This is a genomic window from Trichocoleus sp. DQ-A2, from assembly GCF_039961915.1.
Lineage (GTDB): Bacteria > Cyanobacteriota > Cyanobacteriia > Cyanobacteriales > FACHB-T130 > FACHB-T130.
Map to the genome: position 1 here is coordinate 57,541 of NZ_JAMPKD010000011.1, position 13,785 is coordinate 71,325.

The window sequence follows — 13,785 nt, forward strand, 5'->3', positions numbered from 1 at the left end:
AAGCAAAGTGAGCGCACCCACCATTACCCAGCGCCATCACTCTGGCTTTGGTTTAATTTTTTCAAACTTCTATATTAATTTTGTCTGAGGCGAGAATTGCTGCCACTTCTTGTAAAAGCTCGTTTTGTTCTTTCTGAATGGCTTCTAGCCTAGAGGATATCTCTGCCAGTCGTTGCTGTTTACCTTTCTCGACAGAGTGAAAATTTGAATCTGATAAAGCTGGGAGTTCAGCATTCTTAGCACCCGTTAACTGTTGGAAAGCTAAGCCTCCAAACTTGGAAATTGATTGAAAGCTAACTCCAAATAAGAGCTGAATTAGCTTAAAAGGAGCTTTCAAGATTGATAAGCTAGTTGTCTCAATTAAGCGACCAACTGCTTTGATTAAGCTCCCAGCGATCGCTATCGCAAACAACAAAACAACTAAGCTGACAATTGGGTGATTCGTCGCCCAGATGAATACCTGAAGTAGCCGCAAGACGGAGGGGTGAGCTTGCAGCCATTCATTGATAGAAGAAGCGATCGCTGTTTGAATTGGATTAGACATAACACCACCAGAGCTAAACGCTTTTTGCTGCGTTTGTTCGTATAGAGCCTTTGGTTCCTCAATTGTGATGTTATCGTTTTCCCGAACAAGTGCGATCGCGTCACACCTATGTTTCACATAGCACTTGCAACGGTTGAAACCGAACGCGCAGCCTATCTCTTGGGTGGCTGGTGGGAATCTCTACTGAATCTAGGCGTTGATTTGGTAATAGTTCCCACTGATAACCCCGTAGTAAGTGGGCGGCTACAATTTTCATCTCCATTTTCGCAAATGCTATCCCAATACAAATTCGTGGCCCACCACCGAAACCAATTAAACTAAAGGGACGCTGCTTGTGTTCTTGCCGTTGGGGGCTGAAGCGATCGGGATCGAAACGTTCTGGTTCGGGGTAAACCGTTGATAGTCGATGAGTCCCGATAATCGAATACACCGCCTGCCACCCAGATGGAACTTGAAAGCTATTAAACTCAAATGGTTTGACGACACCGCGAAAACCACCCCCGACGGGCTGATGCAGTCGTTCAGTCTCGCAGAGAATTTGGTCTAGATAAGGCATTTGCCCTAATTGTTCTAAATTTACTCCTCCCCTAGCCGCAAGCTGCTGCTGTTCTTCCCTGGCGCGTTGCAGAACCTCTGGGTGACGGGCTAACTCCAGGCACAACCAAGTCAGCATCGAAGTGGTCGTTTCATGCCCAGCGAAGAGTAACAGCATTGCTTGGGCGCGGATTTCCTTTTCGCTCATGCCGTTACCGTCTTCATCCTTAGCTTGTAATAAAAGGCTGAGAACGTCTTTAGTCGGATGTTGCTGGCGATCGCGCACCACTTTGCCCAAATGTTCTAAAATTTCGTTACGAGCAGCGATCGCTTTCCCAAACTGCGTAAACGGTAAAGGCAGCGGATTGATGGCAAACAGCCCATTCGTTAGTCTTGTAAACAACTGGCTCAACCGTACCGCTTCTGGCCCCGGATTCGTACCCAGCAATAATTGACTAGCAATATCAAACGTTAGCAGTTTGAACTCATCAAACCAGGTAAATTCCTGTTTCTGCTGCCATTTTTCGAGATAGCTTTGCGTAATCGACTCCATTGTGGCAACGTAGTTTCCTAACGCTGCGCCATGCAAAGCTGGCATCATCAGGCGGCGATTTCTCCGATGCTCCTCGCCATCTTGCACAAATAGTGATTCGCCCAGCAGCATTTTAAAATTGTTGGGCCACCCTTCGCGCCACGAGAAACAATCCATGTGGCTGGAGAGAACAAATTCAGCTGCCTCTGGCCCCACCATAAAAACCGTAGGTTTGCCAATAACATGACTCTTAAAGATAGAGCCATATTGCTGATAGCGCTTTTCGATAAATTTGGGGTCGAACACAAACGCGAGTGTTTCGCCAAGCACCGGCAACCCCATCCTACCAGGAGGAAGTTTATCGCTGTTCATTATTGTTAATCTGCGTTAAAAGTTATAAAAAAATGAAGTATAAAGAGAAACTTCAGGGTTCTTCTTTTATACTTCATTTTTTGGTTTATCTAACAGTTAAAGACTGTTTTCAACCCAGATCTAAATCCGTCACGGCACCGACACTGCTAGAAGAAACTAACTTGGCATATTTTGCCAGTACGCCAGTTGTATAACGCGGTTTAGGCGGTTGCCAAGCAGCGCGACGACGCTCTAGCTCTTCATCGGGTAGATGAAGGTGTAACAGGCGATCGCGTGCATCAATTGTAATGGTATCGCCTTCTTCAACGAGAGCGATCGCGCCTCCTACAGCCGCCTCTGGGGCTACGTGACCGACAACCATGCCGTAAGTCCCACCAGAGAAGCGTCCATCGGTAATCAAGCCAACAGCATCCCCTAATCCCGCACCAATCAGGGCAGAAGTGGGAGCCAGCATTTCTCTCATTCCAGGGCCACCCTTGGGGCCTTCGTAGCGAATCACTAGGACATCTCCACGGTTGATCTTGCCAGCCAGAATGGCTGCTAAAGAAGCTTCTTCAGATTCAAACACCCGCGCTGGGCCGGTTATTGAAGGGGTTTTGACGCCGGTAATTTTGGCGACAGCCCCTTCCGTTGCCAGATTGCCTCTCAGGATGGCGAGATGCCCTTGAGCATACATCGGGTTATCCCAGGGACGGATAACATCTTGATCAGCACGGGGCTGTTCTGGGACATCTGCCAAGACTTCAGCAATGGTTTGTCCGGTGATAGTCAGGGCGTCTCCGTGTAGCAAATCGCGGACCAGGAGCATCTTCATCACCTGGGGAATTCCACCGGCTTTGTGGAGGTCAGTGGCGACATACTGACCGCTAGGCTTGAGGTCGCACAAAACCGGAACGCGGGCGCGAATGGTTTCAAAATCATCCAGGGATAATTCAACCCCAATCGTATGAGCGATCGCTAGTAAGTGCAGCACTGCATTCGTAGAACCGCCCACTGCCATAATTACAGAAATGGCATTCTCAAACGCTTTTCGGGTAACAATCTGTCGCGGTAAAAGTTGTTTTTTAATTGCCTCTACTAGGACAAAAGCAGATTTCTCAGCACTTTCTGCTTTTTCAGCATCTTCTGCTGCCATTGTGGAAGAATAAGGCAAGCTCATCCCCATCGCTTCAAAAGCGGAAGACATTGTATTGGCAGTGTACATTCCGCCGCAAGAACCGGCACCCGGACAAGCCTTGCGTTCTACTTGCAGCAACTCATCCGTGTCTATTTTTCCGGCGCTGTGTTGCCCCACCGCTTCAAAAGCACTCACAACCGTCAAATCGCGCCCGTTGTGATGTCCCGGTTTAATCGTACCGCCATACACGAAAATAGCCGGAATATTCATCCGAGCGATCGCAATCATCGCTCCGGGCATATTCTTATCGCAGCCCCCAATTGCCAGCACTCCATCCATACTCTGCCCGTTGCAGGCAGTCTCAATCGAATCGGCGATGACTTCCCGCGACACCAGGGAATACTTCATCCCTTCGGTGCCCATCGAAATGCCGTCGCTGATGGTAATCGTGCCGAACATCTGAGGCATCGCCCCAGCCACCTTGGCTCCAGCTTCAGCCCGTTTCGCTAAATCATTTAACCCCATATTGCAGGGGGTAATGGTGCTGTACCCATTGGCAATTCCCACAATGGGTTTCGTAAAATCCTCATCTCCAAAACCAACAGCACGTAACATAGCCCGGTTGGGCGATCGCTGTACGCCTTGGGTGACGACTTGGCTTCTCAAATTCTCCGGCATTCTCTGTCCTTAAGATTGCTTTTCGGTGGATCGGCTATTCTCTTTGCAGGTTTGGTGTTTGAGAGAAGGTCTCCCCATATAACTAGATTACAGGAATCTTCTTGTCAAAGAGCTACCCGCTGACAGCTACCAGGTGGCAGCTATTTTGTAACAATTAGAGTTAATTGAGCGGAGTTGAGCGCTCAAGTTAGGAATAAGATTCAGTAGCTAGAGATTAACCTCTAGTTCTCATGATTATTTAGGAGTTTCCAGCCTTGTAAATCTTTGATAGAAAATGCGCGAACTAACAAGTCAGCGCTACGCTAACGCCTCGCTTCGCTGTTTTCATGCCCAAAGGGCTGTACGCTATTGCCACCCCTCCGTCAAAATTCTAGGCGCGGTGAAGCATAGTGACTTTATCCCACACTTAACCTTACGGTTATAGTGTAAGCTTTCTCAACCTCACGGCTACTGGTTCTAGTATCCAACAGGCAAACTCGCTCAAGCATCTACACTGACTGAATGTCCAACAATTAAACTGACCCAGGCTCCAAACGCGAGTTCCACCGTTTTTGAATCCCGCTCGAAGTGAAGGATCTAAACAAATGTTCGCTCTACCTGTGTACCCAGGAGGTTTTACGCACTCAAGGGTTAGGGAGTGCCGCCTCCTGCTTCAATGTGTCATGGTTCTGTGTCGATCCCAATCGTCGATTAGAACCTTTATTTTTGGCTTTGAGCGTCTGTCATCCCACCCTTGGGCAGTTGGCATAGACTGCGATCGCTATTTTCCTGCCACTCTAGGAGAGGGGTTGAACCCCATCCCTAACGACTGTAGCGGCAGTACCCTGAAGGGAGGTCTAGATGGATGCCGATGAACTGAAACGTCTCTACGCAGCAGGCGAACGAGATTTTCGAGAGGTAAGTCTGCGAAGAGCAGACCTGATGGGAATTGACCTGAGCGAAGCGAACCTGCGGGGAGCAGACCTGCGCGAAGCAAATCTAATTGGGGCATACCTAATCGGAGTCAACCTACGGGAGGCAAATCTCAATGGAGCGGTTCTCCGCGCCAATCTCAGCGAGGCAAATCTTATCGGCGCTAGCCTGATTGACGCCAACCTGAGCGAAGCGATTTTAACTGAAGCGAGTTTACGAGCTGCCAATCTCAGCGGAGCTAACCTCGCCGGAGCTAACCTGAGTCACGCTCTTTTGAGCGAGACTATTCTCCGCGATGCCAATCTGACTGGAGCCAAACTAATTGATGCACCCTTAAGTCGAAGCAACTTGACGAATGCTACGTTGATTGGAGCTGTGCTGGAAGGTGCAAACTTAACGAATGCCATTCTAATTGGAGCCAACCTGGAGAAAGCCAACTTAGCGAACGCTGTTTTAAATGGAGCCAGTGCAATTGGAGCAAATCTCACGCAAGCAGACTTGAGCCGCGCCAAGATGAGCGGAACCAATCTGACAAATGTCATCTTAATTAAAGCCAATCTGAGGGGAGCAAATGTAAGTTGGGCGACTCTGCGAGGAGCGAATCTCACCGGAGCTAACTTGTACAGGTCAAAACTATGCTGGTCAAACCTGACTGGGGCAATTCTCACTGAAGCGGTTCTCATTGACGCTAACCTAAATCGGGTCAATTTCCGTGACGCCGATATGACTGGTGCCATCATGCCTAATGCAGCTACGCACGAGTAGCGAAGTGACAAGTCAGCCCTAAACTAACGCCTTGCTTCGCTGTTTTCATGCCCAAAGGGCTGTACGCGATCGCCAGCCAGATTTTAGATTGGCAATTCATCGAAAATCAATCTAAAATCCAAAATTCCTAAGTCCACGCTAACCGGAAGCAATTTAGAGGCAATAGAAATGGATGGGGATGAGGTTTTAACACGATATGCTGCTGGAGAACGGGATTTCCAGAAGTTAGATTTGAAGGCGGCAAATCTGGAAGGAGCTAACCTACGCCAGGTCGATTTCAGCGAGACGATTCTGGAGGGAGTTAACCTAGCCGGAGCCAACCTGCGGGGGGTGAACCTAACAGGTGCCGATCTGAGTGGAGCAAACTTGAGTCGTGCTGATCTCACGGGTGCCGATCTCACGGGTGCTGACTTGATCGGAACCAATTTTGATAAAGCCAGACTGATTGGAACAAGGCTTGTTAAAACCGAACCGATTGGTGCTGAGCTAACTGGAGCGAACTTAACTGGCGCAAATCTAACTGGCGCAGATATGAGAAGGGCAAACTTGAGCTACGCCAACCTCAGCGATGCAATCTTGTGTGAAGCCAATCTGACTAGCGCCCTCCTCATTGGAGTAAATCTGAATAGAACCGACTTAATTAAGGCGAATTTGAGTCAAGCCGACTTAAGTGAAACTGATTTGAACGGAGCCGATTTAAGTGGAGCGGAATTGAGCGGGACAATTATGCCAGTTGAACACTTTACACCCAGCGAGAGCAAATGAGCCGCGATCGCTGGTAAATTCAACGATCAAATCCCACGATCGCGCCAAACTTAGTGGTAGAGATGCAATTCCTGTCAGTCTTCTACAATCTAGAAGCTAAAATCCAAAATGATATTTTGGATTCGACTCGCTTAAAAATATCACGTGATGGGCACACGCGCTTTCTACCAGTATTAAGAAATTTACAACTAAAATTATTAGGGGCAGTCACTAGTGTGCTACCCCTAAGTCAGAAAATCAGAGACGCAGGGCAAAAATGCTGTGCGGAAATGAGCTATGCGGAAATGAGAAATTTACGAGTTATTGGAATCCCCGCCGACAACTTGCGACTTGAGAGCTTTAAACTCCTCGGACAACTCCTGACGATTAGAAGCTCGGAGTAAGTAGCGGTACACAAACCAGGCTGAGTAGCCAATTCCTACCAGTTCAAAGGTCGGCGCTAGCAGAGGAATATCATTAAGCGCATCCAGAACCGCCAGTGTCACCTTCACGGTAATGATGCCAGCTAATATTAGACCTAGAGTGGTCAAGGGGCGCTGGTACTCTGAGAAGAACTCACCTAAGTATTCGGGTAGTTCTGCGAAAAATGCGGAAATTTGTTCTCCAATTTGCTGCCACTTTTCCGTTGATTGGGTGGCTGGGGGTAGAGCTGCCAATTCGCCTGGGGCGTCAACTCTCATTTCTACCTGGGTTTTTTCGGTCTCTGGAGCGGAATAATCAGTTTGCATGGTGTCCATATCCTCCATATCGTTGTTTTAGGTACGATTGTGTATCGTTTAGGCAAGATAGCTGGGTACAATTGCGGGGTGAATTCCTCTTGCTCATATTATCAGACACCCCAAGACCACTTCGCTGAGTCCAGAATTTTCCGGTTAAAACTTAGTGATAATCGGGCGAGCGGTCTCCATGCATCTCCCAAAAGCGGGACGTAGCTAGAGAAAATAAAAAATTAAAAATCAAGAAACTTTTTAGCTCAATCTACGCTGTACGGATATAGATTAGAAACTAAAGCTGAAAAACATACCTAGTAAGCTTTTCGGGCGCAACTAAGCTCTCGGCAATACATAGATTGCCTTATAAATTTTTATTTTTAATTAAATGCTATTGGTCGTATTCCATCACTTTGGCGTAATCGCCCAAAGCATAGCAAGCAACTCGGAGGCTTCCCAAAGCCTGCCCTTCGACTCGGCTGTCTTGGAGGATTCGCGCTATCCTTAAGCGTTGTTCATAGTAGTCAATTGCTTTAGCGTAGTTGCTCAATGCCTCGTAAGCCACTCCTAAATGCGAAAGTGCCTGCTCTTGGGAGCGGAGGTCATCCGTTGCCGAAGCGATCGCTAGGCGTTGCTCTCCATAGTCAATTGCCGCAGAGTAGTCCCCGATTGCGTAGCAGGCGTTCCCCAGATTTCTCAGGATCTGTACCTCAATACGGTGATCTCCAGTCTGCTGCACGAGTGCTAAACGCTGCTTATAGTAGGCGATCGCTTTGACATAGTCTCCCAAAGCGTAGCAAGCATTTCCCAAATTTCTCAGGATCTGACCCTCTGCCTCTTGGTCTTGGAGTTCCCGCGCCACTATCAGACTTTGATGCTGGTATTCAATGGCGGCTGAGTAGTCTCCCAGTGCCTTGTAAGCTAGTCCGAGATTATTCAGCGCCGCCACTTCTGCACTCAAGTCTTTCAGTTCCCGCACGACTAGCAGACTTTGTTGCTGAAACTCAATGGCTTTGGCATGGTTGCCTAAGTGACGGTAGGCATTGCCGATGTTTCCCAGCGCTTGACTTTCCAATCGCTGATCGTTGATACTTTGGGCGATCGCTAAACTTTGCCCAGAATACTCAACCGCTTTGGCAAAATTTCCCAAGGCATAGTACACTAGCCCCAAATTGCCGAGCGTTCTTCCTTGTCCTCGCTGGTCTTGAAGTTCGCCGTAGACCGTGAGTGCTTGATGAAAGGATAGTCGTGACGCCTCGAAATGACCGTTTTGGTGCTGCTGGGCACCTTGCTCCAGCAGTCGATCGGCTTCTCCCTTAGTGTAATTATCGGTTTTTGGCTGATGCTGGCTATGAGCGCTAATATCTGTAGGAGGAACAACAGTGATGCGTTCCTCCTCAGGTAGGTCGCCCTCTTGTTGGCTGTTGTGATGGTTAACGCGGCGATCCATATATTTTTCTCAACACCTTGATTCGCTTAGCACCGACTTGCGGTATAAGGCTAGGTCGTCTCTTTTTAGTGTTCCCGGATCGGCTGGTTAAGCTCTCATGCTTTGAACAAATTTTTCAAAAAACCTTACAATTTATCGCTTTAGGCGTTGGAATGCAACCCTTGCTTGCCACTGGACGAACGCTGCTTAGGATTCGGTAGACGCAAATCGATAGCGGGTTTGTTCCCGAAATTTTCTAAAAACTTGCGTCTCCCGGCTAAAACATCAAGTAGATACAGGCGTTAGAGAGCGATCGCTCTGTTGAATTCCCGCTAAGTTTGGAGCGGTTTCGGTACAGTATACTTCACACGAATTATTCGGGCTTTCAACCAGTTTTACCTTATGCAGCTTTGCTCCTAATTCCCGGATAGGCTCTTGCAGAAGATTCCGGATATGAATGGCAATATTCTCAGCGGTGGGAACAACTTGGGCAAAATAGGCGATATCCTTGTTCAGGAAAGTATGGTCAAACGGCTCAACCACATAATCTTCTACTACCTTGTTTAACGCTCCTAAATCCACAATCATCCCTGTGCGCGGATCAATTTCGCCTTGAACTGTTACTTCCATGTGGTAGTTGTGCCCGTGACCGTTGGGACGAGCGCATTTGCCATAAATCTCGCAGTTCTCTTCGTAACTGAGGTTCGGATGAGCCAGTCTGTGAGCGGCGCTAAAGTGGGTACCAATTGTCAGATAAGCTTCCATTCCGTTTCCTTGATAGTCAGCCCAGAGTTCGGGATGTTCAAATAGTTGAATATTTACCAACGGTAAGTGAGGTGCTAGACGCTGCCAAATGGTTCGCGCGATGTTTTCTGTAGTGGGCAGGGTTTGTTGAAATTCCGACCACACATCGTTGAGATAACAGAAGTCTAGCTGACTGGTGACTTCCTGTTTGATCACCCGTTTGACTTCAGACAAGTTTTGCACCATGCCATACTCATCCAGATCCCCGGCAAGGGAGACAAACAAAACGTAGTTGTGTCCGTGTCCGGGCGACTGAGTGCAGCGACCAAACGCTTGTATATTCTCCGCTTGACTCAGTTCTGGCAGCCAATAACGGTGGCTCGCCGAAAACTGAGCGCGGCGGTTGATGATGCATCTCATAAGTCCAGTAACCAGCAGAATTATTAAGTTACGTAAATCATTCCCTTTATTCAGGATAATCGAAATTTAGGCGGGGATCTCCAATCTTTCTTGAAAAACTGCATCGGCAAAGTGAGAATTCAAAAGCGAAGATTCGCTCTCTAAAGCTCTTGAATATGCCACACTGAAGAACGGGAGAGAGTAGGCGCAGGTGGTTGCAGATTTGCTGTTTGTGCGAGTCTGAGGAAAGTCCGGGCTCCCGAAAGACCAGACTTGCTGGGTAACGCCCAGTGCGGGCGACCGTGAGGATAGTGCCACAGAAAGATACCGCCGGGAAAATTAAAAATTAAAAATGCAAAATGAATAATTTTTAATTGTCTCGGTAAGGGTGCAAAGGTGCGGTAAGAGCGCACCAGCAGCGTCGAGAGGCGCTGGCTCGGTAAACCCCGGTTGGGAGCAAGGTAGGGAATCAGGTTGGTCTTTTTCCGATTCCGTTTTAAAACCGCTTGAGGCGTCTGGTAACAGGCGTCCCAGATAGATAACCGCCCTTCCAGCGGCACTGCTGCTGTGGAGAACAGAACCCGGCTTATGACCGACTCTCTCCCTTAATCGCTTAACGGTTATTCACAAGAGCTAGAGAGCCGAGGGTGAGTCTAGGTTGAGAGATTCTCTAGCTCAACTGGCATTTGAAAAATTGGGTAAATTGAGCGATCGCCTATCGAGTCTTCCCGGCAAAACAGGACGAGCAAAGCCCAGTGTTGATTGGCGATCGCGATCGCGCTAGTAGAGGCTGCAAGGACGAGCGGTCGGAAAAGTAATCCTTTTCTCAGGCTAAATCAATTTAATTAATAAATTCAGTGAAGCTTCATGTAAAAATGAGCTTGTTTTTCTCTTGATGCAGTCACAAAAGTCAAGACTTCAAGAAATTTTGCATAGCCACCCGTAACATTTAGCGGTAATCTGTCTGCCAGAAGCGATATTTACACGATTTTGAACTCTTGTTAATCAGGGTGGCTTAGTGGACATATCATTGTTCCGCTCGATTGCGAACCAATACCAAGAATTGCGCGGTATTCACACGATCGCAACGATGAACGTTATCGGCGATCTCCTCGAAGATCAGTTGCTCAACCACAAACTTCCGGTTGATTTGTTTGCTGGCTTCCAGCGTTTCTCTCACTTCCTTGAACATCTCCGTCGATATAGTTACTTAGGTGAGGTATGTCGGCGGGTCTTTATATTTGGTGTTCCCGACGTTCATCCCCCCGAAATTCCGGGAATCGAATTTATTGGGCTTGAGCCTAACTCAGCCTTGTCCAGGGAGCGGTTTTGGCTGGTTGATACCCCCGATTTCTGGACGGCGGTATTGACTCAAGCCGTGGAAGGGCCAGAACGCAACAGCAGTAGTCAAAGCTTTGATGGGCTGTGGTCTTACGATGAAGAGGTAGTGGCGCGGGTTTCGTTGCTGATGTCCCAAGTTATGGGGACGTTTTACCAGCCGATCCGAACGCGAAACTACGTTCAGCAAAGTGCCCACATTGCCGAAATTAATGGACGGTTGCTGGGACGGCTTAAAGAAGCCGAACTCACGAGTCACCGCCGTTGGGTGCAGCTTTCTACCTTGCATAAATTTTCCACCGCTCTATCGCAGTATCAGCCTTTGCCTTGTATATTGCGAGATGCGGTGCAGATATTATTTACCAATTTTGGTGCCGCCGATGCCGTCATCGCCCTCAACTTGAACAATGACAATTTTATGGTAGTTTCCGCAGCAGGCAACATCAGTACCAACAAACCAATTGTCGGAATTAGCGATGGAGCTAGCGGTAAAGCAATCAGTGAGGGTAGATTGATTTATGTTGAAGATGTGCGCCAGAATGGTTTGATGGAACCCCTGATGCCCACGGCTCAAACGCTAATGGCAGCGCCGCTGCAAGGTCGTCGTCGCGTTTACGGTGTGGTGACGGTTGGTGGTAGAGAACCAAAGCAATGGAATGAGGAAGACGGTCAGACTGTGATGGCGATCGCTAAAATGCTGGCGGTACTCATCGAACAGAAGACCCAGCTCAGCGGGGATGTCGTGTTACAACTCAGACGTGCCAAACACTTAGAGCAGACAATCTCCAAGTTGCGTCAACCCATCGCCCGCCTGCGCGATTTGCAGCAAAAACTCCGGGAAGAAGTCCACCTCTTACCAATTCAACGAGAACTGATGGCTCAGGTTGAGGCGCTGTTCAGTGATGTTGCAAAAATGATTGGGGTTCCCCTAAGTCCAACGCATTCCCATGAATCTCAGCTATCCTCCTCGTCAAAAGCAGCTGCAAAGTCTGATCCAAAAGTTAGGGCTTCCACCGCAGGTACCAGTGCAGTGGTCGCTCCTCAACTTAGCGCTCACCCACCCCACAATTTCGACAACGGCGAACTATGAGCAATTGGAGTTCCTGGGGGATGCGGTAGTGCGGATGGCAGCGTCTGAATTTTTATGGGAAGTTTATCCTGATTGTTCTGTGGGTGAATTTTCGGCAATTCGCAAGGTACTGGTGAGCGATCGCACCTTAGCCGGTATTGCAGATAGTTACGGACTAGATCGCTACCTGTTAATTTCTGAAAGTGCAGCAGGTGACAAAGCAGGTCTTACCTCGCGGTTGGCAGACGCCTTTGAAGCGGTGTTGGGTGCCCTGTACCTGAGTACGCATACCTTAGAACTAGTGCGTCCGTGGCTAGATTCTCATTTTAAACAACTGGCATCCGAAATTCGGACAGACCCAGCCTACCAAAACTACAAGGACGCCCTCCAGGAATGGACGCAAGGTCATTACCAAATGCTGCCAGAATATCGAGTCGAGGAAACCAGACGAATTCACGGCGATCCAGAACGTTTTACCGCCGAGGTTTGGCTGCAAGGGCGTCGATTGGGTCAAGGCAAGGGACATTCTAAAAAAGCTGCCGAACAAGCTGCGGCGAGGGAAGCTTTTTTAGCCATTAGCAATTAGCCTAGTTCATGGCTAATTTGAAGACTGGTTAATGGGGAATGACAAAGAACAATTAGCCAGTCTTTAATGAACAACGAACAATAAACAACGATGAAAACTGGAATTGCTGTGTTGGGGGCTGGACGCTGGGGTGTACATCTCGTGCGGAATTTCCTAGAGCATCCTCAATCCCGCTTGGTCGCGGTATTAGACCCGAAGCAGGAGCGCCTGGAAGCACTTCGAGAACGGTTTAAGTTAGATGACAGCGTGCTGCTAACAACCGAATGGTCCCAGGTGCAGCAGATGCCGGAAGTCGAGGCAGTTGCGATCGCAACCCCAGCCACGACGCACTACACCTTGATCGCTGATGCTCTCCGGCAAGGCTATCACGTCTTATCAGAAAAACCGCTCACCCTCGATCCGTCTGAATCCATAGAACTGTGCCGATTAGCAGAACAACAGCACCGGCAACTCTTCGTAGACCACACCTATTTGTTTCACCCAGCGGTTGAACGCGGTAAAACCGCTGTCCAATCTGGAATTCTCGGAGATTTGCGCTATGGCTACGCCACCCGTACCCATCTAGGCCCTGTGCGCCAGGATGTTGATGCACTCTGGGACTTAGCCATCCACGATATTAATATTTTCAACAATTGGCTTCAGGCAACGCCAACTCAGGTGCAAGCCAGCGGCACCGTTTTTTTGCACCAAGAAGCCGGAATCAAAGATGAAGTCAATTCTCAGACTCCTCCCTCATCCCTGATTTTTCATCCTTTAAGAGACCTTGTTTGGGCGACACTCACCTACCCTAGCGGCTTTCAAGCCTTCATTCATCTGTGCTGGCTGAATCCTGATAAACAGCGTCGCCTGTGTGTGGTGGGGAGTGAGGGAACTTTGATTTTTGATGAGTTACAAGCAGAGGCACCGCTAAGCATTCAGCATGGACGCTTTGAAAAGACCAGTGCTGGCCCTTATACGCCCGCCAATCAAAGCCGGGAAGTATTGAGCATAGAACCGGGCGAACCTTTAGGGCGAGTTTGCGATCGCTTTTTGAGCTGTATCCACCAGAACCAATCTTCAGAGATTTCTTCGGGATGGGTGGGTGCCCAGCTGGTACAGATTCTTCGATGTCTGAGCGAATCTTTACAACAGGGAGGACTGACGGTTACAGTTCCCCAGTCCGTGAAAAATTAAAGCTTCTTCAATTTTTCCTCTTTCAAGGCGATCGCGAAATCTTACGTTTCCCTGTATGTAAACAGAGAGATTGAAGAAAGAGTCTGAGGTAAATTTTCACCATTGAGATGCCTTCTAT

General features: G+C 48.5%; 13 protein-coding genes and 1 other RNA gene. 8 read left to right on the plus strand and 6 right to left on the minus strand.

Annotation, left to right across the window (positions count from 1 at the left end; all coding sequences use genetic code 11):
• Positions 1-61: 61 nt before the first annotated feature.
• The 3 genes from NC997_RS12810 to ilvD all read right to left on the minus strand — a co-directional run bounded on the left by NC997_RS12810 (position 62) and on the right by ilvD (position 3,777).
• Positions 62-661 carry a hypothetical protein gene (locus NC997_RS12810; RefSeq protein ID WP_190527810.1) on the minus strand — a complete coding sequence of 200 codons (600 nt, stop codon included), beginning with the start codon at positions 659-661 and terminating at the stop codon, positions 62-64.
• On the minus strand, positions 651-1,982 hold the full coding sequence (locus tag NC997_RS12815; protein WP_190527812.1) for a cytochrome P450: 1,332 nt from the start codon (positions 1,980-1,982) through the stop codon (positions 651-653). The genes NC997_RS12810 and NC997_RS12815 overlap by 11 nt, the downstream gene beginning before the upstream one ends.
• 109 nt (positions 1,983-2,091) lie before the next feature.
• On the minus strand, positions 2,092-3,777 hold the full coding sequence (gene ilvD, locus NC997_RS12820) for a dihydroxy-acid dehydratase (RefSeq protein WP_190527814.1): 1,686 nt from the start codon (positions 3,775-3,777) through the stop codon (positions 2,092-2,094).
• A 662-nt stretch (positions 3,778-4,439) separates the two neighbouring features.
• Here ilvD and NC997_RS12825 point away from each other — a divergent pair.
• The 3 genes from NC997_RS12825 to NC997_RS12835 all read left to right on the plus strand — a co-directional run bounded on the left by NC997_RS12825 (position 4,440) and on the right by NC997_RS12835 (position 6,219).
• Positions 4,440-4,631 carry a hypothetical protein gene (locus tag NC997_RS12825; protein ID WP_190412807.1) on the plus strand — a complete coding sequence of 64 codons (192 nt, stop codon included), beginning with the start codon at positions 4,440-4,442 and terminating at the stop codon, positions 4,629-4,631.
• Positions 4,618-5,454, plus strand: coding sequence for a pentapeptide repeat-containing protein (locus NC997_RS12830; RefSeq protein WP_190412806.1), 837 nt, complete (start codon positions 4,618-4,620; stop codon positions 5,452-5,454). Before NC997_RS12825 ends, NC997_RS12830 begins: the two co-directional genes overlap by 14 nt.
• 168 nt (positions 5,455-5,622) lie before the next feature.
• Positions 5,623-6,219 carry a pentapeptide repeat-containing protein gene (locus tag NC997_RS12835; RefSeq protein WP_190412805.1) on the plus strand — a complete coding sequence of 199 codons (597 nt, stop codon included), beginning with the start codon at positions 5,623-5,625 and terminating at the stop codon, positions 6,217-6,219.
• A gap of 293 nt (positions 6,220-6,512) precedes the next feature.
• Here the strand turns inward: NC997_RS12835 and NC997_RS12840 are convergent, their stop codons facing one another.
• The 3 genes from NC997_RS12840 to NC997_RS12850 all read right to left on the minus strand — a co-directional run bounded on the left by NC997_RS12840 (position 6,513) and on the right by NC997_RS12850 (position 9,522).
• Complete coding sequence (locus NC997_RS12840; protein WP_347275920.1) at positions 6,513-6,899, minus strand: CAAD domain-containing protein; 387 nt, start codon at positions 6,897-6,899, stop codon at positions 6,513-6,515.
• Positions 6,900-7,320: 421 nt separating this feature from the next.
• Positions 7,321-8,379: a tetratricopeptide repeat protein gene (locus tag NC997_RS12845; protein WP_190412803.1), complete on the minus strand. Its 1,059-nt coding sequence runs from the start codon at positions 8,377-8,379 to the stop codon at positions 7,321-7,323.
• 264 nt (positions 8,380-8,643) lie between these two features.
• Positions 8,644-9,522, minus strand: coding sequence for a 6-carboxytetrahydropterin synthase (locus tag NC997_RS12850; protein WP_190527816.1), 879 nt, complete (start codon positions 9,520-9,522; stop codon positions 8,644-8,646).
• A gap of 176 nt (positions 9,523-9,698) precedes the next feature.
• On the opposite strand from NC997_RS12850, the gene rnpB reads away from it, so the two are divergent.
• The 5 genes from rnpB (at position 9,699) to NC997_RS12875 (ending at position 13,667) form a co-directional block, all read left to right on the plus strand.
• An RNA gene (gene rnpB / locus NC997_RS12855) (RNase P RNA component class A) lies at positions 9,699-10,106 on the plus strand.
• A gap of 53 nt (positions 10,107-10,159) precedes the next feature.
• A complete protein-coding gene (locus NC997_RS12860) occupies positions 10,160-10,285 on the plus strand; it encodes a hypothetical protein (RefSeq protein WP_277879758.1) in 126 nt (41 codons plus the stop codon).
• A 234-nt stretch (positions 10,286-10,519) separates the two neighbouring features.
• Positions 10,520-11,929, plus strand: coding sequence for a DICT sensory domain-containing protein (locus NC997_RS12865; RefSeq protein ID WP_190429667.1), 1,410 nt, complete (start codon positions 10,520-10,522; stop codon positions 11,927-11,929).
• Entirely contained in the window at positions 11,865-12,494 is a 630-nt protein-coding gene (gene rnc, locus NC997_RS12870; protein ID WP_190527984.1) for a ribonuclease III, read from the plus strand. Before NC997_RS12865 ends, rnc begins: the two co-directional genes overlap by 65 nt.
• Before the next feature lie 90 nt (positions 12,495-12,584).
• Positions 12,585-13,667: a Gfo/Idh/MocA family oxidoreductase gene (locus tag NC997_RS12875; protein ID WP_190527819.1), complete on the plus strand. Its 1,083-nt coding sequence runs from the start codon at positions 12,585-12,587 to the stop codon at positions 13,665-13,667.
• Positions 13,668-13,785: the final 118 nt, after the last annotated feature.